Raw genomic sequence first — 23,458 nt, forward strand, 5'->3', positions numbered from 1 at the left:
AGCGCGACCGTCACACCGGACCGGCGCACGCCCAGCGTATGGGCGAGATCGTGATGAGTGATCGGAATGATGTCGCTGGCCAGGGTCTCGCCGCAGCGGTTGATCCAATGCGCCACGCGCCGCTCCAGCGACAGCGCCACCGTGCGAGCCGCTTCGTCGAGGTAACGGCCAGCGGCGCGCAGGGCATGAAACATCAACCGTGCGCGTAACCCGCCATCCTCGCGCAGGAGACGCCGCAAGGTCTGGGGAGCCACACAGATGAAGTTGCCGGATTTCAGGACCTTCGCGGACATATCCGCGAACTCCGGAACGAACAGCCTCTGGATGCCGATAGCATCGCCGCGGCTGCCGAAGCCGATCTGAAATCTCGTCTGCCCGCGCTGAAGCATCAGGGTCGTGATGCCGTCGATCGGGAAATAGATGGCATCGTCGAGCGGAAGCTCAGCACCAGCCTCGAAGCGGACACGTCGCGCCACCGGCGCCAGCAGAACATCCAGGCTTCGTTGCCGCGTCTCATCGATCTCGGCGCTTCGGGAGCTTTCCCGATCGCGGGCATTCATAGGCGCCTCCGTTGGGAAGCGGCAGCGTCACCGGAACGAGACCCGATGGCACTCACATGGGTTAGGTAGCAAAACCGGTTCGGCCGCTCATCCCGGCGGCTTCGCGATGCAGAATAAACGCGGCGCGAAACGAATAGGTTCAATCGTCCGGTCTAAGCTTTCGGACAGGCCCAGGCGAAGCGCATAGACAGTCTTTCCGTGCGGGTTGCGGACCGAGACGCCGATCGGCCGGCTGCCGCCATCATCCCGGATCATGTCGCGAACCGCCTTCACAGGGTGCCGGCATCCAGTCCCTGATTGGCCGCGAACGAAACCGTCGCCGCGACGTTGGCTGGAAACCAGCACCAGCGGGAGCAGCGTTCGATGCGGAAGAAGGACCGGCAGGAGAAGTATATCCGGATCGGGCTATCCGGCTGGACCTATGCTCCCTGGCGCGGGCATTTCTATCCGAAGGGACTGGTGCAGAAGCGGGAGCTGTCCTTCGCGGCCGATCGGTTTCCGGCGCTGGAGGTCAACGGCACCTTCTACGGTCTGCAGAAGCCTGAGGTGTTCGAGCGTTGGGCGCAGGCCGTACCGGACGATTTCCTGTTCGCGATCAAAGGCTCACGCTACATCACCCATGTCCTGCGCCTGAGACAGATCGCAACGCCGCTGAGCAACTTCATGGCATCCGGCCTGCTTCGTCTCGGCCCCAAACTCGGGCCGCTACTCTGGCAATTCCCGCCAAGCTTTGGTTTCGACGCCGCAGTCATGGAGGATTTCCTGCAGCTGCTCCCGAAGAACACACAGGAAGCAGCCGCGCTCGCCCGTCGGCACGACACGCATCTCGATGGCCGAGCCTGGGTCGAAACCGATGCGAAACGTCCGCTGCGACATGCGATCGAGATCAGGCATGACAGCTTTCGCGATCCCGCCTTCGTCGATCTGTTGCGCCGCTACGGGGTTGCGCTGGTCTGCGCGGACACGGCCGACTGGCCGCGCCTCATGGATCTGACCGCTGATTTCGTCTATTGCCGACTGCACGGCTCCAAGGAACTCTATCGATCCCGTTACGACGAACCTGACCTTGAGCGCTGGGCTGCGCGCATTCGGGCCTGGCGTTCAGGACAAGCGATGCGAGACGGTGATTTCGTGGGCGATCCGAAAAACGCCACCGATGAGCCGCGCGACGTCTTTCTGTTCTTCGACAACACCGACAAACGTCATGCGCCGCAGGACGCCGCCACTTTGATGCACATGCTGAAGCTCACCTGGCCGGAAGGGGCAAAACGCGATGCGGCGTGACAGCGATGAGCTGCCCGCCGCTTATAGAATCGCAGCACTCCCGACGCGGCTACCGCCTTGGACGGAATATGCTCTGGCAACCAGATCGACGATGTTGCCGGGCTGGCGGTTGCTCCGAGGGGTTTCCTGCCGCGGCACGCCGGCTTCGCAGATTCAATCGCGACCTTCCCAACGCGCAGCGCGGCGATCCGTACGGGTGAATTCCCGACCTGGCCAAGCCTGTCACAGCGAGCCGGAACAAGTGAGACGCAGCGAGGTTAGCGGACCAGCGGGGGGACCAAAGGGGAGAACCTCAATGCGCACTCTTATCGCAACATCGCTCGCTGCATGCCTCGTCTGCTCAACGGCAATTGCGCAGACGTCGACCACCACCATCACGACGGACCAGCAGAGCAAAGTGAAGACCTACGTGATGAAGGAAAAGCCGGCTTCAGTGAAAGTGACTGAAACTGTCGCCGTCGGCGCGGCTCTGCCGTCATCGGTGACGTTGCATACGCTCCCGGCAGATGTCGGCGTCCAGTACCGCTATGCCATCGTCAACGACAAGACGGTCCTGGTGGAGCCGACCTCGCGCAAGATCATCCAAGTGATCGAGTGAGCCTGCCAAAGCGCCCGATCTCCTCTGAGGGAATCGGGCGCTACGGAAAACAGGACGGTGGACGATCCACCCAGCGCAATGATCCGTTCGATCCACAAGACCTGATCGCTGGAGATTTTCTTGAAGGGATGAGTAATGGCGGCCCATGGGCTGGTGCATGGCGAGCTCGGCCTGAACTGCATTCACCTTTGCGTCGACATGCAGCGACTTTTCGGGCCGGGTTACCCTTGGGCCTTCCCTTGGCTCCAGAAGGTTCTGCCGGCGGTCGAGGAATTATGCGGATCTCACCCGGAACGGACTCTCTTCACCCGCTTCATCCCGGCCGAGCGCGAGGGTGACGGGCGCGGCACATGGCAGCGCTATTATCGGAGATGGCCGGAGGTCACCTTGGAAAGGGCTGGCGTCGAAGCCGTCCAGCTCCTGCCCTCTCTGGAGCGGTTCGTTCCGCCCGCCCATGTGCTGGACAAGAAGGTTTACTCACCCTGGAGCGAAGGCCGCCTCGATCACTTCATGGCGGAGCGTGAAATCGATACGGTCATCGTCACCGGTGGCGAGACCGATGTCTGTGTTCTCGCGACCGTGCTCGGAGCCGTCGATCGAGGCCTGCGGGTCGTGCTGGTCACCGACGCCTTGTGCAGCTCATCTGACGCAACCCACGACGCACTGATGGAACTGTACCTTTCCCGCTTCAGCCAGCAAATCGAGGCCGCCACCACCAGCGAGGTCCTGGCACAGTGGCGGTAGCGGGTGGTTCGACGCGGGAGCGGATCGGCCATTGGCCCGCCGCCATGACCGATACTTGGGCCACCTCGCCAACCGCCTGGAGCGAGAGCGGCTCGACGACGCGCCATTCGAAGTCGGTCAGATCATATCGGCTCGTCTCAATGCTGCGCGCGCCGGCTGACAACTTCGACCTTGCCAGCGATCATGAAGACCAAGCGATTTAGTTTGGGTCCGTGGTCGAAGTCCGATCGTCATTGCCAGCTTTTCGGCCACGCAACAGTCGCCACAGGGATTTCGATATGCGCCGCGTCGTCACGCGGGCGCCGGCCTCCCGTCGCTCAAGCAGCACCTTGCGATCGTGAAATTCCTCGAGCTCTGCGCGATGGCCCACGCTGATGATGGTGGCATAAGCAAGTTCGCTCTCGAACAGCGCGAGTAGCGAGTCCTGGCTCTCATCGTCGAGCGCGGAGGTGGCTTCATCCATCACGATGATGTCCGGCTTCTGGATCAGAAGGCGCGCGAAGGCTATCCGCTGGCGTTCGCCGCCGGACAGGATCCGGTCCCAATCTTCGACCGCTCCAAGCCTGCGAGCGAGATGTGGCAAGCCGCATCGTTCGAGCGCTGCCAGGATGACACTGTCCTCGATCGACGCGTCGGCGGCGGGATAGAGCAGGACCGACCGCAATGAGCCCTTCGGCAGATATGGCTTCTGCGGCAGAAACGCGATTGATTTGTCAGGAGGCACCGCGATCGAGCCAGCGCCCCACGGCCACAGCCCTGCCAGCGCCCGGATGAGGGTGCTCTTCCCGGATCCGCTTTCGCCGGCGATGAGCACCTTGTCGCCCGGGGCGATGGCGACCGTTGCATCGGCGATGACGATCCGCCCATTGCTATGTGCCACCGACAGATTTTCGATGTGAATGCTGTCATCGCCGCTTTCGGTGATGGAGATGTGCTTTCCATCCTCCATTTCCGCCCCGACATCGAGGCCCTGCAACTCCTCGACCAGTTCGTCCACCCGAGTCACGGAGGCAAACCATTCGGCGAGTCGCACGATGTTGTCGACGAACCAGATGAGCGCCGCCTGAACCGCGCTGAACGCGGCAACGACCTGCACGACGGCCCCCAGCGACACTGAACCAGACAGGTATTTCGGTGCGATCAACAGCAGGGGAACGACCGGAAAAAGCGCGCTGTTCGTATTCAGCACCAGCGCGATCAGCCCCTGCTGCCTCACGATCCTCAGCCAGGTTCGGACGACCCGCCCATAACCCTTGTGAATCGCCGTCAGCTCGTCAGCATCTCCCCCGATCAAGGCGATACTTTCGGCATTCTCGCGAAGCCGCGTCATATCGGCTCGAAAGCGGGCTTCCATCTCGTTCTTTGCCGCAACCCGCCGCACCAGCGGGTGGCCCGCGACATAGGCTGCGAGCGTTGCAAGCCCCGCATAGAGGATTGCAGCCAGGGCCATGTAGAACGGCACGAAAACGGTATGGCCCATGATCGTCAATTCGGCAGAGCCCGCGACTTGCCAGAGCACGGTTGCAAAAGTAGCGGCGGTGACGAATGCCGTGAGCAAACCGATCGTCATCTCGACGAGTGGCTCTATCGCGAGGCGCACATCCTCGGCGATCCGGTATTCCGGTGCGGATTTGATCTGGCTGAGGAGGCTGAGCCGATAATAGCGCTGGTCGGCGATCCACCAGCCTGAAATGAGCCGTGTCAGATGCTCGCGCCACCGGACCTGCAGCAACATGCGACTGACGACCAGCGCTGACATCGACAGGGACGTCGCGGCAAGAAGCACGGGCAGCCAGGCTGCGGTGCTCCACACCAGCGCGACGTCGCGCTGGCCCAGCGCGTCGAAGAACCAACGATTCCACAGGTTCATCGCGAACGCTGCAGCCGTCTGCGCTGCCACGAACGCTAACACGGCTATGGTCAGTATCCATGCCCGCCCGCGGGTCTCGCCGGTCCAGAACCGGAACGCGACGGAGAAGAACTCCCTGAAACGGGATCTCACGGGCACATCGGCCATAATCTGGGAACTCTCCCCCTCGCGCCCCAAGATCCTGCCCAAGGCATGGCTGAAACGACCAGGCTCGATTTACGTTCCAAGGGGCAGGACCGGGGCGCGCTCGCAAGCTGGCGAGAAAGGTCCCTGCGGAAGTGATGCCAGGGATGTCGACCCCGAAGGCGGACGTCGCCGCCTGGTAAAATCGCCAGCAAGGCCGGCGTGCTTGGCAGATCTTACCCGCTGCCCGGCGAAAAGCGCGCCGATGGGGAGGCTCGCCCTGGCGGTACCAGGCCTTTTTGTTTCAGGCGACGTCGTGGCAGTGCCGCGCCAGCTCCTCGACATATTGCCGGCGCATCTCGGCAGTGTTGGGAAGGGCTCGCTCTTCGAGCCAGGCGAGAAAATCATCGGGTCGAATGGTGACGATCTCCAGAGCCCTGCCGCGAGCCAGCCAGGCATTCATCACGGCAACAGCATTGCGGTGCCATTCCTCGTAATCGGCTGGCATTTGATCGCGGTCATGTGCCAAGTCCCAGAGGCGATGGAAGTCCTCTCGCTCATACCAGGGCAATGCAACCGTGTAGGCCTCAAATGTCGGTTTCATGTCCCCTCCAAGCTCCGGGATCGGTCTCCGCGTGACTCACGTGCAGGAAGTCAATGCCAGCAGGCTACCTCGCCCGTCGGGCGTGATCCAGGAAAAACGAGATTAATCAGCATGTTAACCCGCTCAATTGGCGCTGTTCGAGACAGAGCCGCGAAACAAGGTCTTTGAAACAAAATGGCAGGTTGTGCATTTTACCCATATCGCGACGGTTGAGGTGAATGAGTAACCGCCATGACGGAGACCACGAGCAAGGGCAATGAACTGACGCGCGGCGAGCGCCTTCAGATCATGATCGATCAGGAAGAGCTGCAGGCTCTGGAGGATTTCCGCTTTGACAATCGGATGCCCAGCCGTGCCGCGGCGATCAGGGAACTCCTGCGCCGGGGTTTGGCCGCGACGGGCTACGACCTCGATGGCCAGCGAAGAGCTTCGAGCGAATATGGCGTGACCCGCAGCTCCTCGAAAAGCCAAGGCGAGGCCGGCCAGCCCGAGGATTGAAGCCCGCAGCTGTCAAAAGGCACATCAACCGACATCGATAGGAGGTCGAGACGCCGGGACGATTGCCGGTGTCATGGCGGCATAGGCTGCCAAAATGACCACAATCCCGATGACGGCAAGCCATATCCAGAACTCGAGAGGGGGGCGACGGCGGCGCTGCATGTCCTGGTAATCTGTCTTCAGCTCGATTGTTCCGCGCCTTCTAAACCCCAGCCTTCAGCGCAGCGTGCCGATCGATCTGAGCGCGCAGGCGTGCCGGCCGGAGGACGGAACAGGTTTTGAAGCGCTCGCGTTGCCTGTCCATTCGATCCACGCGATGCGAGGTCAAGATGAAACTCCCGCTTCTCGCCCTTGGCGTGTTTGCGATCCTTGGGCCGGGACCGCTCGAGGCTGATGCGCAAACCCGCCCGAGCCCGCCGAAAGAAGAGCCAGGCCCGGGATCCGTCACGCAAGAAGGCACGGGGTCCAGCCCGACAGGTCGCTCCCCCTCGATAGACCGAGACAGGTCGGTGCCATCGACGACTGAGAGCCAGGACAACAAGAGCTACGGACGGGAAACCGATGCAGCGGGACAAGCTTTGGAACAGGGCAAACCCCGTCCGTCGCCCTAAGGCGTCTTATCCAAATGCGGCGACAGATTTAGCGTCGCCGTCCGATCGCGTCCTTCAAGACGCTCTGCACAGCGTCGGCGTTGGCTTTTGGTCCCTTCATTCCAACGGCGATATAGTCGTTTCCCACTATCGCTCCGGCTTGCCACTCGCCGCCCATCTTCCTTCCCATGATCTCCATGACCGGTGAGCGAGCGACATAGGCCTTAGCACCGATTCCGGGGACTGATCGAAATCCTTCCCAGCTTTCGAAGCCCCAGGCCTTTAGCTGGAGGGCGTTACCCGCTGGGAAAACACTGACGCTCATCTTATCAGCGTCTTCATTGGACCAAGAACAGCCAGAAGCACCGGGAACGAGGCTGCTTTCGCCCTCCCCTACAGTTGCGCCCACGTAAGCCGAGGCCTCTTTCTGTGTGAACAATTTGCAGAGGGGGTTCTCCGCCGCTTGCGCCGGAGCGACCGCAGCAGAGGCAATCAGCAATGCGAAAAGGGCGAGCCAGCGCATGATTGAGCCTCCCAATCCTCTGCAATCGAGGCTAGCGCCTTCGCCTTGTCGCGTCTTACTGCATATGGAGGATGGCGCGGTCCTTCATGCTGCGATCCCCTCGCAGCGCCCTGCGGTGACAACAATCGGCCGGCTGACAAGCGTCGCATAAGGAACCGCCGCCGACTTTCAGCGTTCGTAGTCGTCCGATTTGGAAAACGATAATGGCGCAAAATTGACTGTGCTTCGTATCGACGCCGAGTGGGGCTTTCGCGATGTAACGGTCAGGCTTACGGCCTCTAGGCTGGCATTGAAGAGGTCGTCGAGATGGCGCGACGTATGGCACGCCGCATCGGTAGCCAGCTTGTCCTTGGCAGAGAGGCCGAAGAGCATTTGAGGGCGGCATCGGCTGCGCCATCGCTTGACTTGCCACAGCAGAACAGACCCAATCGGCGGAGCAGCCTTCGCGCCTCAGTGGCGCGCTTGGCGCGCGCGGGGGACAGGATATAGAGCCAAAGGCGACGCACTCTGCGAAGCAGATGGCGGTTTGAGAGAGGCTGAGCGCATGGCCGGCTTGGGCGAGCTTCAAAAATGCGGCGCTGGAACTTCACCTTCGTCGACAACTGAAAGAAACCCGGAAGATAGGCCCAGGTCAGAAGCGAGCCGGGCACACCTGATGCAGGGGATGCCCGACATCGCAAATGCGCCGGATCCTCGCGATTGGCTCGCGGCCATCATCGACGGTTCCGAAGACGCTATCGTCAGCAAGAATCTCAACGGGATCATCCAGAGCTGGAATCCGGGCGCAACACGGCTCTTCGGCTATGCGGCCGAGGAGGTCATCGGCAAGTCGATCACGATTCTGATCCCGCAGGATCGCCTGGATGAGGAGCCGTTGATCCTTGCCCAAATCCAGAGCGGCAAGCGCGTGGAGCATTTCGAAACCAAGCGCCGCCGGAAGGATGGCTCGCTGGTGGACATTTCGCTGACCATCTCGCCCATTCGCAACGAGAACGGCGTCATCGTCGGCGCATCCAAAATTGCGCGCGACATCACCGAGAAGCGCGCGGCACAGGAGCAGCAGCAGCTTCTGATGGGTGAGATGCGCCATCGGGTGAAGAACCTGTTCGCACTGGCCAAGGCCATCGTTGCGATCAGCGCGAAGACGTCGGCGAACCAGGGCGACATCATCGCGGACGTGCAAGCCAGGTTGTCCTCGTTAGCGCGCGCGCATGATCTGATCATGTCGGACCGATTGCTCGGTCCGGAAAACGAGCAGCATGTGGGGCTGCTGACACTCGTCCGGACGATCCTCGAACCCTATGCCACGGACGACCGCATCAGCGTTCGCGGCGACGATTGCGATGTCGACGGAAAGTCAGTCACCAATCTGGCGTTGCTGCTGCACGAGTTGGCGACGAACGCTGCCAAGCACGGATCGCTTTCAACCGAGACGGGCCGGCTTGAGGTTGAGGTCTCCGCCGACGATGATCGGACACGCATCCTTTGGCGAGAAACAGGTGGTCCCCCGCCCGCGCCTGGCAGGGCCGGGTTCGGCAGTCGCCTCGAAGGAGGACTTGCCAGCGCGCTGAACGCGACGGTGGAGCGTGATTGGCAACCGACAGGGCTGGTAGCGTCAATTGCCATCTCTCGGGCTGCGATGAGCGCCTGACCCGGAAAGTCGGTGTTTGCCATCCAATGGCACCCGCATGATTATTCTCGGGTGACGCGCCAGGCTTGCTGTTCGCTTATGGCGCAACGCACCCAGACCGGCCTCCGGCGCTTGCCACCCCGGTCGTCATTTTGAGTGTCCGCTTGAGGAAGCTATGCAGTAGCAGCGACGCATCGGTGCGCGGGGCGAACCCAACTTGAACAGCCGTCAAATCGAAGTGTTCGCCGCTGTCATGAAAGCTGGAACGGTTTCTCGGGCGGCAGAAATCCTTGGGGTGACGCAGCCTGGCGTCAGCCGCCTGATCGCGGAGCTCGACTGTCGTGACCAAGGACAAGTTCGGTCGGCATGTCGGCGGATCGTTACCAGTATACGCCCGCGATTGGCCCATTGCCGACTCTCATACCGTCCGCATTCTGGGAGGCTGATCGAAAGCGGCATGATGGCTGGCCGCGGGGCTTCGTTGAGCTGCGGTATCCAATAGCTGTTCCACAACGCAAGGGCTGTCGATCGCGGATCACAGCGACCGGGGCCGAACATCGCCTCCGTTACCGATCAGCGCCTTGGCCAGCGCGATCGGCGTGCGTTGCTCGGACCGGTAACGGAACTCGATGAGACGGCGCGATATCCCGATCGGCAGGAAGGCGATCAGGATATGGAACAGCGAAAGGGCGAGCTTCCGCTTCGCGGAAAAATAGTCCTCGCTGATGACCCTGATCAGCATGGGAAGTTGCCGAAAGCGATCCATGCGCCGGTCGATCGACGCAAGGACCGACTTCTTCTCGAGGTAGAAGAAGGTCTGTTCGGCATCGAGCTGCGGCCTCGCGCTCCCCGCCGGCATGACCCGATTGAGATGGCCTATGAGGTTTCGGAAGCGCTGCATGTGCTGCTCGATCCTGGCACCGTCGATGGCCCGACCGACGCCGGAGATGTTGCGATCGTGAACGCGATAGAGCCCGAGCTCCTGTGGCAGGGAGACGACCTCGCCAAAGAAGGGGGCCGCGAGGACGATGATCCCGTCGACCGCGTCGTCATAATCGGCGTCGCGCAGCAATTCGCAGAGGTCGCGCCTGAACACGTTCCCGGAGGTCGGCGGGCTGACATAGACGCCGGTCCGGCGGACACGCTCGCTCAGATCGCTCGTCATCCGAATCTGGTCGGGCTCGGGAACGGCCGAGCCCAGCCTGTTGCCGTCGCGGTCGATGCGGCTGAGGCAGAATTGCAGCTTGGCGACCGACGGATCGAGCCGCGGGATGATCACATCGAGTGCGCCGGGGGCGAGTTCGTCATCGGCATCGAGGAACAGCACGAAGGGCGCCGTGGTCCGGTCGAGGCCGAAGATGCAGGCGCGGCGCTGGCCGCCGTTCTCGGTCCGGTGGGCCGTTACTCCCGTCCTGCCGATGACGTCCCAGGAGGCGTCGGTCGAGCCGTCGTCGACGACAATCAATTCACAGTCGTCGCGGCCCTGTGCGAGCACGCTGCGGATCGCGCGCGCGACATATTCCGCATAATTGAAGCAGTTGATGATTACCGCGAGCCTGGGAGTCGAACCGGTCATGCGCCGCTCCGCTGAAATCTAAAGCCTGCGGCGCATCCACCATGGCGCAGGGCCCGCGCCAGCGGCGACGAAGCGCCCCATTTGGCGCGGACATTGCAAGAGCCGTACCGGGCCGATCGGCGGCTCCGGAGCGATGGTCGAGCGCGCGATGCCGGACGGGAAGACCAGGGTCCTCTACATCGTGCCGCCGACGCGGTCGTTTGCCGGCATCGAGCGCGTCACCGATTCGATCTGCTCGGCGCTGGCGAGCGAGTACAGAGGCGATCTCGAGATCTCCGTCCTCTACACGTCGCCCTTCGAGCAGATCGTCGGCCAGCCGCGGCCATACGACGTCCTTCTCAGCTTCTCGAACGGGCAGCTGGACCTGCTGCGGCGGGTTCGGAAGACGATTGCCGGAGGCCGGTTCGACCTCGTCGTGGTGCCGCAGGTCGAGCCGACGGCGGTGTTCTGGCTCGCCTGCCTCGGCATCAGGCGCCGCTTCATCCTCTACCTTCACGGCAATCCCAGGCTCGAGCGGCGCTCATTCAAGGCAACCGTCCTGTTCGAGGCCATGCGGTTTCTGGTCCTGCCGCGGCTGGCGCGCGTCTTCGGGACGTCGCCGCGCCAGCTCGACGCCTTCCGATACGATTATCCCAGCAAGGTCGAACATGTCTGGGTGCCAAATCCCGTGCGCTCCTTCGATACGCCCGTGCCTATGCCGGCGCCCGCGATCGACCGTCCGATCCGCTTCGTCACGGTGGGTCGCTTCGCCTATCAGAAGGGCTACGACGTCCTTCTGCGCGCCTTTGCCGCCTTCTGCGAGACGCGCAGGGGTGCCGAGCTTGCGCTCGTCGGCTATGGGGAGGAGGAGGCGGCGATCCGCGCCCTGATCGATGAACTCGGCCTCGCCGACCGGGTCAGGATCGAGCACTATCCTGACAGCCCGGCCATTCCGCTGTCGAACAGCGACGTCTACCTGTCGGGCGCACGCTGGGAAGGCTGGTCTCTGGCCATCTGCGAGGCGCTGCGCTTCGGCCTGCCGGTGATCGCCTTCGATTGCGAATTCGGACCCAGCGACATCCTTGTCGACAACCGGCTCGGCCGGCTCGTGCCGCTGGGCGACATGGCCGGTTTCGTCGAGGCGATGGTGCATTATCACGACCATGTCGTGTCGCAGCGCCGCGATGCGCAATACCGCATCGACTACATCGATCGTTTCAGCCTCGACAAGGTCGTGCATGCCCATGCACAGGCCCTGCTCGCCGCCGATGGGCGCGCCCAGCCACGGTCAGCCGTCGCCGGAGGCAGCCTGACAGCCGCGCCAGCCGGCGCATCCTGAGCCCATGGCGGCCGCGCTCATGCCCGGCGATCAACGTTTTCGTAGCGGGCGGTGTCATCCTCGCCCGGATGGGAGCCGTATCGTCGAAGCCCGCGTCACCGGGTCGATCTTCACCAGCTCCTCGCCGCTGGTTTGAGCCGCTCCATGCCCCACACCAGCGCAAAGCCCAGCCCAAGGCCGGCGGCCTTGATCCAGACGTCGTGGATCGTGCCGTGCCGCGTCGGCGACCAGCTCTGGGCGAGTTCGAGCGAGATCACCGCGGCAAGGCCAGCGGCAAAGATGAGAAAGCGCTGCCGAGGATAGCCGATCGCGAAGGCGGCGGCCGCGGCGAGGAAAGCGAGGCCTCGCTCGAAATCCGGCATCAGCCAGGCGACGGACGGCCGCTGCTCGATGCCGGACAATGTCGCATGGACGATCACGAGCATCAGCGCCCAGCCGAAGAAGCGGGCGAGGCGGCGGATGGCGGCCATCCGCGCCCGCACCCAGCGCAGGAGGCGGGCGGCCCAACGGTTCGATCTGGGCCCGCTGCGCAGCATGCGCCCGAGATCGGTATCGTCGATCTCCGTGCGCCAGGCGGCGATCATCGATTGCTGCTCCCGCAACTGTTCGAGCCGACGGAAGGCCGCCATCATCTGCGCCTCCGCCTCGACCAGCCTGGCCTCGTCGGTCGGCTCGCGCTCGAAATAGATGCCGTCCTCATTGCCGAGCAGCGCTGCCGCGCGGGTGCGAGCCTCGTCGAGCCGGCGCGACAGCCCGGAACTTTCGCGCTCGATCGCGGCGAGCGCCTGCTCGAGCTGCCCGTAGAGCGGTCCCAGCCTGTCGAGATCCGTGTCGCGGTCTCGATCCGAACTCCGAAACCGGACAGGCAACGTCATCGCCCCCTCTCCCATCGCAATGGCAGGCCGCGACAAGAGGCGCGATCGCGCAAGCCGCTGTCGCGGGGAGCATCAGCAATTCATGTGCCAGAAGAGCAATTCATGTGCCAGAAGGCCCGCGGCGCAAGCGCTCAGCGGGGCTGGCGCGGCCCGAGGAGATCGAGGACGCCACGCGGACGCGGCTCATCGCCGGTCGCGCTGCGCGACCTGAGGACGGCGACGAGCACGGCGCAAACGGCGACGATCGCACTGGCGACCACGGCGGTGGCGATGGACGCGACCAGCAGGCCATGCGGCCACATCAGCCAGAGGGTCAGCGCACCGCTGGCGATGGCAGCCAGGAAGAAGACGATCAGCATCGCTCGTGCTTTCGCGGCTCGCTATCGGCCAGTGACTATAGCTTTGCTCGCCGTCCCGAGAAAGGCTTCGGGCGCGCGTGGGATTTCCACCAGCCTGGACCCTCATGGTTAAGGGCACGCTAACGGCCCTCGAGGGACTGGCAACGGATTTGCTTGGGGGTTTGCCAGAGTGGTCTGCCGTGGAGTGTTTTGTGAGATACCTCACTCTCTCTGCCTGCCTTGTCCCGCAATGCGCCTGGGCCGCGGCCCGCATGCTTGCGCTGCTTGTCGCGGCGCTGACAACGGTCCTTGCCGACGGCACGCGAGCGGGCGCAAACGAGTTCGAATACCGTGTCGCCGCGCAGGATCGGCTGAAGATCAAGGTATCGGAATGGCGGCCGAACTCGCGCGAGCTCTTCGAATGGTCGGCTCTCAGCGGCGAGTTCGCCGTCAGCTCCACCGGCATGCTCTCGCTGCCGGTGGTCGGCACCTTCTCGGTTGACGGCAAAGCGCCGGCCGAGATCGCGGCGCTGATTTCGGAGCGGCTGAAGGAGACCGCCGGGCTGGTCAATGCGCCGGCTGCGGCCGTCGAGATCGCGCAATATCGGCCGATCTACGTGGTCGGCGCCGTCGAAAAACCCGGCGAATATGCCTTCCGGCCGACGATGACCACCTTGCAGGCGGTCGCGATCGCAGGCGGGCTCCAGCGCATGGAGCTGGCGCTGGGCCGTTTCGAGCGCGAGACGATCGTCGCCGAGGGTGAGATTCGTGTTCAGCAGACGCAGTTGCTGGCCCTGCAGATGCGTCGCGACAGGTTGCTGGCCGAAACGCGACAGGCAGAAACGATCACGTTCTCCGAGGATGTGCGCGGGAACCTCGATGAGGGAGCCGCCCAGGCGATGCGCGAGGAGAGCGCATTGTTCGCCTCGCGTCGCAATGCCGTCCGCTCGCAACTCGACCTCCTGCAGCAATCGCGCGGCCTGATCGAGGAGGAGCTGCGTACGCTCGGCGCCAAGGCGGTGACCCAGCAGCGCCAGCAGGATCTGATCCGGCGCGAACTCGACAACATCAACAGCTTGATGAGCAAAGGGCTGGCCGTGAGTCCGCGCCAGCTCGCGGTCGAGCAAAACCTGGCGCAATCCGAGAGCCAGGGCCTCGATCTGATGCTTGCGACGGCGCGTGCGAAACAGGAGATCAGCCGCATCGACCGCATGCGCGCCGATGTGCAGAACCAGCGCGAGATCGATATCGGGCGCGAGTTGCGCGAGACCCAGCTCTCGCTCAAACAGTCGGAAGACCGGATCGCGTCGCTGCGCGCGCTCATCCATGAATCGACCGCGCTCGCGCCAAGGCTGCAGAGCCAGCAGGACAAGCAGCTCGCCCGCATGCGCTTCAGCGTCCAGAGGCGCCAGGGCGACACGGTCAACGAGATCGCGGTCGAGGAGACCTCGCCAATCCTGCCCGGGGATATCGTCAGGGTCGAGCGAGCCTCGTTGCAATCGATCATCTCGGCGCTGCCCCCTGCCGGACCGGCCGGGGCGCAGAACTAGCTATCGCTGGCACATCCGAGCCGATTTGCGATCGGCTCAACCAGGCTCCCGTCCATGCGGAGGCAAGCCTATGCTGTCATCCGAGCGCCCCGCTCGCATTTTCCTCGCAGACGAACACCCGATCTTCCTGGCGGGACTGCGGTTCTGCCTGGCCGAGCAACCGAACATCGCTTTTGTCGGCGAGGCCCATTCCTCCGCCGACCTCGCGAAAGTCATCGAGAGGGCAGCTCCCGACGTCGCGGTCGTCGGCGATGATTTCAACGGGATTTCAGTCGTCGAAAGCCTGCTGAACGATCTGCCATCGCAGCGGATCCTCGTCGTGGCCGAGGAACTCGACAATGCCCGCGCCCACCGCCTGCTCGCTTTCGGCGTGCGCGGCTACGTCCTCAAGCAGTCGCCCGTTTCAGTCGTGTGCAAGGCGATCGCCACGGTCCTCCGCGGCGGCTCCTTCCTCGATTCCCCCCACTCCCTTCTGACGGTCGGGGGAACGCGGCGCGGCTCGGTCCTGACCGAGAGGGAGAAAGAAATCCTCCGCCTGATCGCTCTCGGATTCAGTATTCGCGAGGCGGCCGCGCGGATCGGGATCACCAAGAAATCGGCGGAAACCTACAAGGCGCGCGCCAGCAGCAAGCTGAGCATCGAGAGCCGCCAGCAGATCGTTCAATACGCGATTACCCAGGGATGGTTTCAGTCCCACGACTAAAGAATTTAGACTGCCATCGAGCGAACCCGACATCGATGGCGCTGCCTTCCAGCTGCGTCACCGCCGCCCGGCGAAGGCTCGCATGCCATGACGGCCGGCTCGCCGTTGGCGCAGAAAGCGGCGGAATTGCATCAAATCTGTCAGGCATTTTACTGACAACGTTCAGTTTGTAGCCAGCCCGCAATCGGCCTGAGCAAATATGCTGCAACGCACAAAATCCTATTGCGATGTATTCGATGCTCGTTAATAATCTGTTAATATGCAGATTATGAGTAGGGTGCTGCAATGAGCCGCTTTCCGGACTCGCAAAATTTGCCGGCGTCCTTAGCTTTGCACATGCGTGCATCGCGAAGCGAATACAGCTCGATGCGGAGCATAGTAAAAAGAGCCATCGACATTGCGGCAGGTGTTGCTCTCGTTCTCCTGCTTGCGCCGCTGATGCTGCTCATCGCCGCCTTGATCCGGGCGGGCGACGGCGGCCCGGCCCTCTTCAAGCAGCCGAGGATCGGCCGCAGCGGTAAGGGTTTCCGCTGCTTGAAGTTCCGCACCATGGCCATCAATGCCGATGAGGCGCTGCAGCATCTGCTGGCCTCCGATGCGGTCGCCGCGCAGGAATGGGCCGAAAGCCAGAAACTCACATACGATCCACGGATTACACCGGTCGGCGCCTTCCTCCGTCGCTCGAGCCTGGACGAGCTGCCGCAGCTCTTCAACATCATAGCCGGCGAGATGAGCTTCGTCGGGCCGCGCCCGATCGTGGCAGCCGAGCGCGAACGCTATGGCGAGGCCTTCAGCCACTGTTTCTCGGTTCCGCCCGGGCTGACAGGCCTCTGGCAGATCAGCGGCCGCAGCGATTGCTCCTATGCCACCCGCGTCTCGCTCGACAGCCAGTACGCCTCGGAATGGCACCTCCTGCTCGACGCCAAGATCCTGGTGAAGACGGTGCCGGCGGTGCTGATGCAGCGCGGCAGCCGCTAAGGCAGCCGCAGGACGACGGTGCCGGACGTGCCACGCCCGGACCACGAGAGTTCCATGGAGTTCCTCGGCCCATGAAAATAGCGATCGTCCACTACTGGCTTGTCGGCATGCGCGGCGGCGAGAAGGTCATCGAGGCGCTGTGCCGGATGTATCCCGACGCGGATGTCTTCACCCATGTCTATGTGCCCGACGCGGTCTCCGACGAGATCCGCCGCCACAAGGTCACGACGAGTTTCGTCGGCAGGCTGCCGCGCGCTGCGAAGTTCTACCAGCGCTATCTCCCGCTGATGCCGCTGGCGCTCGAACAGCTCGACTTGCGCGGCTATGACCTTGTCATCTCCAGCGAGTCCGGGCCGGCCAAGGGAATCGTGCCGCCGCCCGGCGCGATGCACATCTGCTATTGCCATTCGCCGATGCGCTATATCTGGAACATGTTCCACGAATACAGGGAACGTGCCGGGCCGATCACGCGCCTGATGATGCCGGCCTTGGCCCATTACATCCGCAACTGGGACAGCGTCACGGCCAATCGCGTCGATCACTTCGTCGCCAACTCCGAGACGGTCGCCACGCGGCTGCACCGCTATTATCGCCGCGCCTCGACGGTGATCCATCCGCCGGTCGATGTCGACGCTTTCGAGGTGCTGCCGAACGATCTCGTCGAGGATTACTGCCTGATGGTCGGCGAGCTCGTCGGCTACAAACGGCCCGAGCTCGCCGTCGAAGCCTTCAATCGCACCGGCCGACGCCTGGTCGTGATCGGCGGGGGCGAAATGCTCGCCGAGCTGCGCCGGATCGCCAAGCCGAACGTCCAGGTGCTCGGGCCGCAGCCCTTCAGCGCCCTGCGCCATCATTACTCGCGCTGCCGCGCCCTGATCTTCCCGGGTGAGGAGGATTTCGGGATCGTGCCCGTCGAGGCCATGGCGAGCGGGCGGCCGGTGATCGCGTTCCGCCGCGGCGGTGCGACCGAGACCGTGATCGACGGCATGAGCGGCGTCTTCTTCGACGAGCAGAGCGTCGATGCGCTCATCGCCGCCGAGGAGCGGGCCAGGGCGATCACCTGGCAGCCGCGCGAGATCGCGGCCTATGCCCGCAATTTCTCGACCGCCGTCTTCGAGAAGCAGATGGCCCTTCACATCAACCAGCTGCTCAAGCCGCTCGCCGGGACATTCTCGATGGCCATGCCGCCGGCTCAGCCTCGCCCGGCCTTGGTCCAGAGCCTGGCCTGAACGAGGCCGGCCGTTCGCGATATCGAGGAAGAACCTGATGCAGACGATCTACCAGAGCGAAGTCTATGCCGATTTGAACCCGACCTGGCATGAGGAGGATTCGCCCTGGAAGGCGCGGCAGGTCGAGGCCATCCTGCGCAAGAACGCGATCGTCTTCGACAAGGCCTGCGAGGTCGGCTGCGGCACCGGCGAGATCCTGTTCAACCTGGCAAAGGCGTTCCCGGCGGCGCGCTTCCATGGCTACGAGATTTCGCCGCACGCCTATCAGCGCGCCAAATACAAGGAGACCGACACGGTCACGTTCTCGCTTGGCGATTTCACGACCGAGGGCCCGTCGGACTATGACCTGCTCGTCATCGCCGACGTGATCGAGCATGTCGAGGACTACATCGCCTTCATCAAGGCGCTGCGCGGCAAGGGCCGCTACAAGGTCTTCCACATCCCGCTCGATCTTTCCGTCCAGTCGCTGCTGCGCGGCTGGCCGATCACCAAGCTGCGCGAGAACGTCGGCCACCTGCATTATTTCTTCAAGGAGACGGCGCTCGCGACCCTGGCGGATTGCGGCTACCGGGTCATCGATCACGCCTACACCGCGAGTCGGCTGGAGCTGCCCAACCAGGCGCTGAGCAGCCGGCTGATGCGCCTGCCGCGCCGGCTCTGCTTCTCGCTCAATCCGGACCTGGCGGTCCGGGTGCTGGGCGGCTACTCGCTGATGGTGCTGGCCGAATGACCATGGCGTGCGGGCACGATCAGGCTGGAGGCGCGCCGTCGCCATCGCGGAAGGCTCGGCTGCGATGAGCATCGAGCCGATCGGCGTGCTGACGATCCTGATCGGCCTGGTCTGCCTGATGCTCGGCACGGGCGCGCTCGTCCATGGGCTCGCGATCATGGCGGTCCTCGGTGCGGCCGCGGCCATGCTGATCGGCGCCGCCAACATCCAGCCCGGACATGTGATGCTGGTTTTCCTGGTCTGCGGCGTGCTGAGCCGCCGCCGCGAGGCCGCGGCCGCCATTCGGACCCTGCATCCGGACGAGCCCGCATTCTGGTTCACCTGCCTCGTCGTCTATGGCGTCGCCAGCGCCTTCCTGATGCCGCGCGTGTTCGCGGGCCTCACCGAGATCATCCCGCTCGGGACCACGGCCTTCGATGATACCGGCTCGACGGTGCCGCTGGCGCCGGTCTCGAGCAATGTCACGCAGAGCCTCTATCTTTCGACCACCCTGCTCTGCCTGATCACGCTGACCGCCATTGCCGCGACGCGCGAGGGCTTCTCGGCCGTCTTCAACGGGCTGCTCGCCTGCTGCATCGCCAACACCGTCTTCGCCATCCTCGACATCGCGACCTACTCCACCGGCACGCAAGAGCTGCTCGGCTTCATCCGCAATGCCCGCTACACGCTGCACACCGATTCCGAGATCGCCGGGATGAAGCGGATCGTCGGCTCGTATACGGAGGCTTCGGTCTTCGCGCGCTCGACGCTCGGCGTCCTCGGCTTCACCGGCACCTTGTGGCTCTGCGGCGTGCGCCCGCGGCTCACCGGCATCCTCGCCGGGCTCTCGCTCGTCCTGATCGTGCTGTCGACGTCCTCGACCGGATTGGTCGGCGCGCCGGTGATGCTCCTCCTGCTCTATGCCTTCGCCATCGCCCGGCTCGTGCTGGGCAATGGGGTGCGGCTGACAGCCATCTTCGCACTCGGTGCGCCGGTCGTCGGGCTGGCGGTCGTCCTGCTTCTCCTGCTCGATCCCGACGCGGTGGCGAAAATCTACGGCTATGTCGACCTCGTCGTGCTCAACAAGGCGAGTTCCGATTCCGGGGTCGAACGCAGCTCCTGGAACGTCATCTCATTCCAGAACTTCCTCGACAGCTGGGGGCTCGGGGTTGGGGTGGGAACCGCGCGCGCCTCGAGCTTTGCCGTCGCGCTGCTCGCGAGCGTCGGGGTTCCCGGCGCCCTCTTCTATGCGGTCTTCGTCTTCGAATGCTTCCTGCGCCCGCGCGGCCGGCCGGGCAGCCTGGAGGCGGACATCGCCGTCGCCACGCGCAATGGCTATGTCGGCCTGCTGGTCGGCGACCTGCTCGTCGGCCCGGTCATCGATCAGGGCTTCTTCTTCTGCATGCTGGCTGCGCTCGCGGCCGCGATCAGGCCGCGAACCTCCCGCGTTCCAGGACCTGTCCCCTTCGCCACCGGAGCGAGGATATGACCGAGACCTTCGCGGTGAACGGCCGCTTCCTGTCGCAGGCCATGACCGGCGTGCAGCGCTATGCGCGCAACGTCGTCTCGGCCCTCGACGAGGGCCTGGCAGCGGCAAGCCGGAAAGCCATCCTGGTCGCGCCGCGCGGCGCCGACGCCATGGCGCTGCAGGCGATCGACACACTCCAGGGCGGGCGACTGGCAGGGCATGGCTGGGAGCAGCTGGAACTGCCGCGGCTCTGGGGCGGGCGGCTCCTCAATCTCTGCAACACGGCACCGGCGCTCAAGGGCGACCAGATCGTCTGCATCCACGACGCCAATGTCTTCGCCGCGCCCGAGAGCTACAGCCGCGGCTTTCGCACCGCATACAGGACGCTGCAGCCATTGCTGGCACGCCGCAGCGCCCGGATCGCCACCGTCTCGCAGGCCTCGGCCCGGCAGCTGGCACGGCACCTGCCGCTGCGTGCCGCCGATATCGCCGTGCTTCCGAACGGCCATGAACATGCGCTGGCCTGGGATCCGGCCAGGGCGGAGCGGGCTCCGACGCTGCTGGCGGCTCGGCCCGATGTCGAGCGCCCGTTCGTCCTGGCGCTCGGCTCGCAGGCGCGCCACAAGAATCTCTCTCTTCTCGTCGAGATCGCGCCGAGCCTGGCGGAGCTCGGCATCGACGTCGTCATCGCCGGGGGCGGCAACGGCATCTTCGCGCCGGATCAGCTGGCGCAAGCCGCCAATGTCAGCCTGCTCGGGCGGGTCAGTGACGACGACCTCGCCTTTCTGCTCGAGCGGGCGCTCTGTCTGGCTTTTCCGTCATGGACCGAAGGGTTCGGCCTGCCGATCATCGAGGCGATGGCACGGGGCTGCCCGGTCGTCTCCTCGAACTGCGCCAGCATGCCGGAGGTCTGCGGCGATGCCGCGCTGCTCGCATCGCCGGCGGACCCGGCGCTTTGGGTCGAACACATCAGAGCCTTGGCGGGTTCGGCGACGCTGCGGCAGGAGCTGAGCGGGCGCGGCCGCGGGCGCCTGCCGCTGTTTTCCTGGCGCAGCACCGCCGCGGGCTATCTCGAGCTGGCGCAGTCGCCGAAAGCACGGCGCGCTGCGCAGATCGCGCCCCTCCTCAAGCCGCCGCGCATCGCCGTCGTCGTCGCCACCCGTGGCCGGCCGGAGGTGGTGTCGCAGACCGTCCTGCACCTTCTCGCCCAGCAGAGCCTGAAACCCGACAGCGTCATCGTCTCCTGCATCGATCCGGCCGATGCCGGCGATCTGCAAGGGCGCAACGATGTCGTGGTGCTGACCGGGCCGCCCGGGCTTGCGGCCCAGCGCAACACGGCGCTCGCGCATCTTCCGCCCGGGACCGAGATCGTCGCCTTCTTCGACGACGATTTCGTCGCCCATGAGGATTGGCTGGCCACCGCTGCCCGAACCTTCCGCGACGAGGCGAGTATCGTCGCCTTCACCGGCCGGGTCCTGGCCGACGGCGTGGGCGGTCCCGGCATCGCGCTTGCAGAGGCGATGAGGCTGGTCGCGGCGCCGCCGGCGAGCGACTGGTCCTGGATCGAGCCCTACAGCCCTTACGGGTGCAACATGGCCTTTCGCCTCGCCAGCATCGGCGACCTGCGCTTCGACGAGCGGCTCGTGCTCTATGGCTGGCTCGAGGATCGCGACTTCGCGGCTGGGCTGGCGCGCCGCGGCGGGCGCCTGGTCAAATCCGCCGATGCGATCGGCGTCCATATGGGCGTCAAGGGCGGCCGCATGGCCGGCGAGCGCTTCGGCTACTCGCAGATCGTCAATCCGCTCTACATGCTGCGCAAGGGCACGATGACGCTTGGCCAGGCCGCCGATCATCTCTTCCGCAACATGTCCGCCAATCTCGGTCGCTCGCTCCGGCCCGAGCCGTTCATCGATCGACGCGGCCGCCTCTGGGGCAATCTGCTCGGGATCGCCGATGTACTGCGCGGGCGCATGCAGCCCGAGCGCGCCGCCGCCTTACAGCCGAGGGGGAAGTTCCGATGATGCTGGGAAAGCCGGACGCATCCGGCGCGCCATTCCGTATCCTGCCGCTGCCCGAGCCGGCCATGGCGCCGGCGAGCGACGGCCCGGTCGCCCTGCTGCGGACGATCGGCGCCGCCGGGCTGCGGCACAGGGGCAAGCTGGCCATCTGGGTCGCGATCTGCCTGGCGGCAGCCTTGGCCTATGTCCGAACCACGCCGCCGACCTACAGCGCGGTTGCGACCGTACTGCTGGAGCCGCGGCGGCAGGCCCCGAGCTCGGCGCGCGAGATCGCGGCGCCGAACTCGCTCGATCTGAATGCCGCCGACAGCGAATTGCAGGTGATCCGTTCCGAGCGGCTGCTCAGCACCATTTTCGATTCCCTGGCCTTGGGCAGCCATCCTGAACTCGGGCCTCAGCCGCCGGGCCTGCTGCAGGCGCTGAGCGGACGTGTCACCGCCGCGCTACACGGCGCCTTCGCTGCAGTTGGAGCTTCCTATTCGTCGAGCCAGGGCAGCGAGGCTTCGCTTCACGCCGATCCGCGCCGCAGCGCGTTCGAGAATTTCGCGCGGCGTTTCTCGGCGCGCCGGGTCGGCCAGTCCTATGTCCTGGAGGTCGCCTATTCCTCGACCGATCCGGCCCTGCCGGCGCGGGTCGCGAATGCAGCAGCCTCCGCCTATCTGCTGCAATCCGTCGCCTTCAAGGCCGATGCCGCCCGTAGCGGCGCGGAGTTCCTGCAAGGCAGGGTGGACGCGCTCGCGGCCCAGGTTCGAACCGCGGAGGCGGCTGTCCGCAGCGGCGCGCTGCCCGCACAACCGATCCCGGACGCGGATGCGAGGATCATCGGTGCGGCCCAGACCCCGCTCGGCCCTTCGGCGCCGCGCAGCAGCCTGATCATGGCCTTCGCCGGCGTCTTCAGCCTGCTCAGCGGCCTGTTCGTCGCCGCGCTCGCCTCGGCTTTCGATCGCCGTGTTCGCCTCCCGCAGGACCTCGTGCGTGAAACCGGCCTGCCCTGCCTCGCCGTCGTCCCCCAGGTCGGTGGCCGGCGGCAGGCGCCTGCCTCGGACCCGGACAAGTCGATGCTGGTGACGCGCGCGGATGCCGGGTCCTTCGCGGCGGCAATCCGCGACCTGCAGACGGCGATCGAGATCGCCTGGGCCGCAAGCCGCTTCCAGGGCAGCCCGGTCGTCGCGATCGGATCCTGGCGGGCCGGCGCGGGCGCGACGCTGCTGACGATGAATCTCGCGCAACTGATCAACCATCGCGGCCGCCAGGTCAGTGTCATCAGCCAAGATGGCGTGCACGCCGAGCAGGGCAAGGAGGGAGCATCGCTGACAGATGTGATCGCCTCGGGCGACACGGCGCAGGCGGAGTATGTCGATGTCGAGGGGGTTCACCTGCTGCCGATCCGCTCGGCGACGCCGCAACTCAACCGGTTCGTCGACTTCAGGGATCCCAGCGCGGCCCTGGTCTTCGCCGAGGCGAGGCAGCGCGGCGAGGTGCTGATCGACCTGCCGCCACTCGGTGAATCCTCCGATGCCGTCGCGCTCGCGACCCATGCCGACATCGTCGTCCTCGTCGCGGCCGAAGGCGTGACCACCCATGACGAGCTCAACGAGGCCCTCGGCGCTCTCCGGCGGGCCGGTGCCACCGTCGTCGGCGCCGTGATCAACCGCAGCAGATCCTGACCGGC

23 protein-coding genes are annotated in these 23,458 nt (G+C 64.7%); 15 read left to right on the top strand and 8 right to left on the bottom strand.

Annotation, left to right across the window (positions count from 1 at the left end; genetic code table 11):
* The coding region (locus tag GGC47_RS00005) for a Crp/Fnr family transcriptional regulator (protein WP_429066353.1) at positions 1-560 on the bottom strand (560 nt) is incomplete at its 3' end.
* Positions 561-647: 87 nt separating this feature from the next.
* Positions 648-815: a hypothetical protein gene (locus GGC47_RS00010; protein ID WP_185748087.1), complete on the bottom strand. Its 168-nt coding sequence runs from the start codon at positions 813-815 to the stop codon at positions 648-650.
* Positions 816-923: 108 nt separating this feature from the next.
* Here GGC47_RS00010 and GGC47_RS00015 point away from each other — a divergent pair, with 108 nt between their 5' ends.
* The 3 genes from GGC47_RS00015 (at position 924) to GGC47_RS00025 (ending at position 3,186) form a co-directional block, all read left to right on the top strand.
* On the top strand, positions 924-1,844 hold the full coding sequence (locus GGC47_RS00015) for a DUF72 domain-containing protein (RefSeq protein ID WP_429066357.1): 921 nt from the start codon (positions 924-926) through the stop codon (positions 1,842-1,844).
* Between the two features lie 295 nt (positions 1,845-2,139).
* Positions 2,140-2,442, top strand: coding sequence for a DUF1236 domain-containing protein (locus GGC47_RS00020; RefSeq protein ID WP_142023489.1), 303 nt, complete (start codon positions 2,140-2,142; stop codon positions 2,440-2,442).
* A 135-nt stretch (positions 2,443-2,577) separates the two neighbouring features.
* Positions 2,578-3,186, top strand: coding sequence for a cysteine hydrolase family protein (locus tag GGC47_RS00025; protein ID WP_191123340.1), 609 nt, complete (start codon positions 2,578-2,580; stop codon positions 3,184-3,186).
* Positions 3,187-3,385: 199 nt separating this feature from the next.
* Here GGC47_RS00025 and GGC47_RS00030 read toward each other — a convergent pair whose 3' ends face one another.
* Positions 3,386-5,203, bottom strand: a complete 1,818-nt coding sequence (locus tag GGC47_RS00030; protein ID WP_113252409.1) for an ABC transporter ATP-binding protein/permease — start codon at positions 5,201-5,203, stop codon at positions 3,386-3,388.
* A 280-nt stretch (positions 5,204-5,483) separates the two neighbouring features.
* Positions 5,484-5,783, bottom strand: a complete 300-nt coding sequence (locus GGC47_RS00035; protein ID WP_142020529.1) for a hypothetical protein — start codon at positions 5,781-5,783, stop codon at positions 5,484-5,486.
* Positions 5,784-6,014: 231 nt separating this feature from the next.
* Here GGC47_RS00035 and GGC47_RS00040 point away from each other — a divergent pair, with 231 nt between their 5' ends.
* Positions 6,015-6,281, top strand: coding sequence for a hypothetical protein (locus tag GGC47_RS00040; protein ID WP_142020528.1), 267 nt, complete (start codon positions 6,015-6,017; stop codon positions 6,279-6,281).
* A 639-nt stretch (positions 6,282-6,920) separates the two neighbouring features.
* On the opposite strand, the gene GGC47_RS00045 is transcribed toward GGC47_RS00040, so the two are convergent.
* Positions 6,921-7,394: a DUF3558 domain-containing protein gene (locus tag GGC47_RS00045; RefSeq protein ID WP_142020527.1), complete on the bottom strand. Its 474-nt coding sequence runs from the start codon at positions 7,392-7,394 to the stop codon at positions 6,921-6,923.
* Between the two features lie 664 nt (positions 7,395-8,058).
* On the opposite strand from GGC47_RS00045, the gene GGC47_RS00050 reads away from it, so the two are divergent.
* Both GGC47_RS00050 and GGC47_RS00055 read left to right on the top strand, forming a co-directional pair.
* Positions 8,059-9,045, top strand: coding sequence for a PAS domain S-box protein (locus GGC47_RS00050; RefSeq protein ID WP_185747803.1), 987 nt, complete (start codon positions 8,059-8,061; stop codon positions 9,043-9,045).
* A 232-nt stretch (positions 9,046-9,277) separates the two neighbouring features.
* Positions 9,278-9,526 (top strand): LysR family transcriptional regulator, encoded by a 249-nt coding sequence (locus GGC47_RS00055; RefSeq protein ID WP_142020571.1) that lies wholly within the window; start codon positions 9,278-9,280, stop codon positions 9,524-9,526.
* Positions 9,527-9,559: 33 nt separating this feature from the next.
* On the opposite strand, the gene GGC47_RS00060 is transcribed toward GGC47_RS00055, so the two are convergent.
* Entirely contained in the window at positions 9,560-10,600 is a 1,041-nt protein-coding gene (locus GGC47_RS00060) for a glycosyltransferase family 2 protein (RefSeq protein WP_142020525.1), read from the bottom strand.
* 148 nt (positions 10,601-10,748) lie between these two features.
* Between GGC47_RS00060 and GGC47_RS00065 the strand changes: the two genes are divergently transcribed.
* A complete protein-coding gene (locus GGC47_RS00065; RefSeq protein WP_142020524.1) occupies positions 10,749-11,918 on the top strand; it encodes a glycosyltransferase in 1,170 nt (389 codons plus the stop codon).
* Positions 11,919-12,028: 110 nt separating this feature from the next.
* Here GGC47_RS00065 and GGC47_RS00070 read toward each other — a convergent pair whose 3' ends face one another.
* Positions 12,029-12,793, bottom strand: coding sequence for a hypothetical protein (locus GGC47_RS00070; protein WP_142020523.1), 765 nt, complete (start codon positions 12,791-12,793; stop codon positions 12,029-12,031).
* A 131-nt stretch (positions 12,794-12,924) separates the two neighbouring features.
* On the bottom strand, positions 12,925-13,152 hold the full coding sequence (locus GGC47_RS00075) for a hypothetical protein (RefSeq protein WP_142020522.1): 228 nt from the start codon (positions 13,150-13,152) through the stop codon (positions 12,925-12,927).
* Between the two features lie 191 nt (positions 13,153-13,343).
* Between GGC47_RS00075 and GGC47_RS00080 the strand changes: the two genes are divergently transcribed.
* From GGC47_RS00080 to GGC47_RS00115, 8 genes are all read left to right on the top strand, one after another.
* Positions 13,344-14,681: a polysaccharide biosynthesis/export family protein gene (locus tag GGC47_RS00080; RefSeq protein ID WP_185747802.1), complete on the top strand. Its 1,338-nt coding sequence runs from the start codon at positions 13,344-13,346 to the stop codon at positions 14,679-14,681.
* A gap of 70 nt (positions 14,682-14,751) precedes the next feature.
* A complete protein-coding gene (locus GGC47_RS00085; protein WP_185747801.1) occupies positions 14,752-15,384 on the top strand; it encodes a LuxR C-terminal-related transcriptional regulator in 633 nt (210 codons plus the stop codon).
* Positions 15,385-15,669: 285 nt separating this feature from the next.
* Positions 15,670-16,362, top strand: coding sequence for a sugar transferase (locus GGC47_RS00090; protein WP_142020519.1), 693 nt, complete (start codon positions 15,670-15,672; stop codon positions 16,360-16,362).
* Between the two features lie 71 nt (positions 16,363-16,433).
* Positions 16,434-17,591 carry a glycosyltransferase gene (locus GGC47_RS00095; RefSeq protein WP_051987807.1) on the top strand — a complete coding sequence of 386 codons (1,158 nt, stop codon included), beginning with the start codon at positions 16,434-16,436 and terminating at the stop codon, positions 17,589-17,591.
* 37 nt (positions 17,592-17,628) lie between these two features.
* Positions 17,629-18,321, top strand: coding sequence for a class I SAM-dependent methyltransferase (locus GGC47_RS00100; RefSeq protein ID WP_112764196.1), 693 nt, complete (start codon positions 17,629-17,631; stop codon positions 18,319-18,321).
* A gap of 64 nt (positions 18,322-18,385) precedes the next feature.
* Complete coding sequence (locus GGC47_RS00105; protein WP_051987805.1) at positions 18,386-19,789, top strand: hypothetical protein; 1,404 nt, start codon at positions 18,386-18,388, stop codon at positions 19,787-19,789.
* On the top strand, positions 19,786-21,789 hold the full coding sequence (locus tag GGC47_RS00110) for a glycosyltransferase (RefSeq protein ID WP_038362099.1): 2,004 nt from the start codon (positions 19,786-19,788) through the stop codon (positions 21,787-21,789). Before GGC47_RS00105 ends, GGC47_RS00110 begins: the two co-directional genes overlap by 4 nt.
* Positions 21,786-23,453 (top strand): exopolysaccharide biosynthesis protein, encoded by a 1,668-nt coding sequence (locus GGC47_RS00115; RefSeq protein WP_142020518.1) that lies wholly within the window; start codon positions 21,786-21,788, stop codon positions 23,451-23,453. The genes GGC47_RS00110 and GGC47_RS00115 overlap by 4 nt, the downstream gene beginning before the upstream one ends.
* The last annotated feature ends 5 nt before the right edge of the window (positions 23,454-23,458 follow it).

Source organism: Allobosea sp. OAE752 (assembly GCF_050433265.1).
In the GTDB taxonomy this organism is placed as follows: Bacteria; Pseudomonadota; Alphaproteobacteria; order Rhizobiales; family Beijerinckiaceae; genus Allobosea; species Allobosea spartocytisi.

Coding starts and splice junctions, on each gene's coding strand:
- GGC47_RS00065 (WP_142020524.1), top strand. CDS start 10,749: ATGCCGGACGGGAAGACCAGGGTCCTCTACATCGTGCCGCCGACGCGG.
- GGC47_RS00060 (WP_142020525.1), bottom strand. CDS start 10,600: ATGACCGGTTCGACTCCCAGGCTCGCGGTAATCATCAACTGCTTCAAT.
- GGC47_RS00105 (WP_051987805.1), top strand. CDS start 18,386: ATGAGCATCGAGCCGATCGGCGTGCTGACGATCCTGATCGGCCTGGTC.
- GGC47_RS00045 (WP_142020527.1), bottom strand. CDS start 7,394: ATGCGCTGGCTCGCCCTTTTCGCATTGCTGATTGCCTCTGCTGCGGTC.
- GGC47_RS00095 (WP_051987807.1), top strand. CDS start 16,434: ATGAAAATAGCGATCGTCCACTACTGGCTTGTCGGCATGCGCGGCGGC.
- GGC47_RS00050 (WP_185747803.1), top strand. CDS start 8,059: ATGCCCGACATCGCAAATGCGCCGGATCCTCGCGATTGGCTCGCGGCC.
- GGC47_RS00015 (WP_429066357.1), top strand. CDS start 924: ATGCGGAAGAAGGACCGGCAGGAGAAGTATATCCGGATCGGGCTATCC.
- GGC47_RS00070 (WP_142020523.1), bottom strand. CDS start 12,793: ATGACGTTGCCTGTCCGGTTTCGGAGTTCGGATCGAGACCGCGACACG.
- GGC47_RS00090 (WP_142020519.1), top strand. CDS start 15,670: ATGAGCCGCTTTCCGGACTCGCAAAATTTGCCGGCGTCCTTAGCTTTG.
- GGC47_RS00115 (WP_142020518.1), top strand. CDS start 21,786: ATGATGCTGGGAAAGCCGGACGCATCCGGCGCGCCATTCCGTATCCTG.
- GGC47_RS00075 (WP_142020522.1), bottom strand. CDS start 13,152: ATGCTGATCGTCTTCTTCCTGGCTGCCATCGCCAGCGGTGCGCTGACC.
- GGC47_RS00110 (WP_038362099.1), top strand. CDS start 19,786: ATGACCGAGACCTTCGCGGTGAACGGCCGCTTCCTGTCGCAGGCCATG.
- GGC47_RS00020 (WP_142023489.1), top strand. CDS start 2,140: ATGCGCACTCTTATCGCAACATCGCTCGCTGCATGCCTCGTCTGCTCA.
- GGC47_RS00040 (WP_142020528.1), top strand. CDS start 6,015: ATGACGGAGACCACGAGCAAGGGCAATGAACTGACGCGCGGCGAGCGC.
- GGC47_RS00100 (WP_112764196.1), top strand. CDS start 17,629: ATGCAGACGATCTACCAGAGCGAAGTCTATGCCGATTTGAACCCGACC.
- GGC47_RS00025 (WP_191123340.1), top strand. CDS start 2,578: ATGGCGGCCCATGGGCTGGTGCATGGCGAGCTCGGCCTGAACTGCATT.
- GGC47_RS00010 (WP_185748087.1), bottom strand. CDS start 815: ATGATCCGGGATGATGGCGGCAGCCGGCCGATCGGCGTCTCGGTCCGC.
- GGC47_RS00030 (WP_113252409.1), bottom strand. CDS start 5,203: ATGGCCGATGTGCCCGTGAGATCCCGTTTCAGGGAGTTCTTCTCCGTC.
- GGC47_RS00085 (WP_185747801.1), top strand. CDS start 14,752: ATGCTGTCATCCGAGCGCCCCGCTCGCATTTTCCTCGCAGACGAACAC.
- GGC47_RS00055 (WP_142020571.1), top strand. CDS start 9,278: ATGAAAGCTGGAACGGTTTCTCGGGCGGCAGAAATCCTTGGGGTGACG.
- GGC47_RS00035 (WP_142020529.1), bottom strand. CDS start 5,783: ATGAAACCGACATTTGAGGCCTACACGGTTGCATTGCCCTGGTATGAG.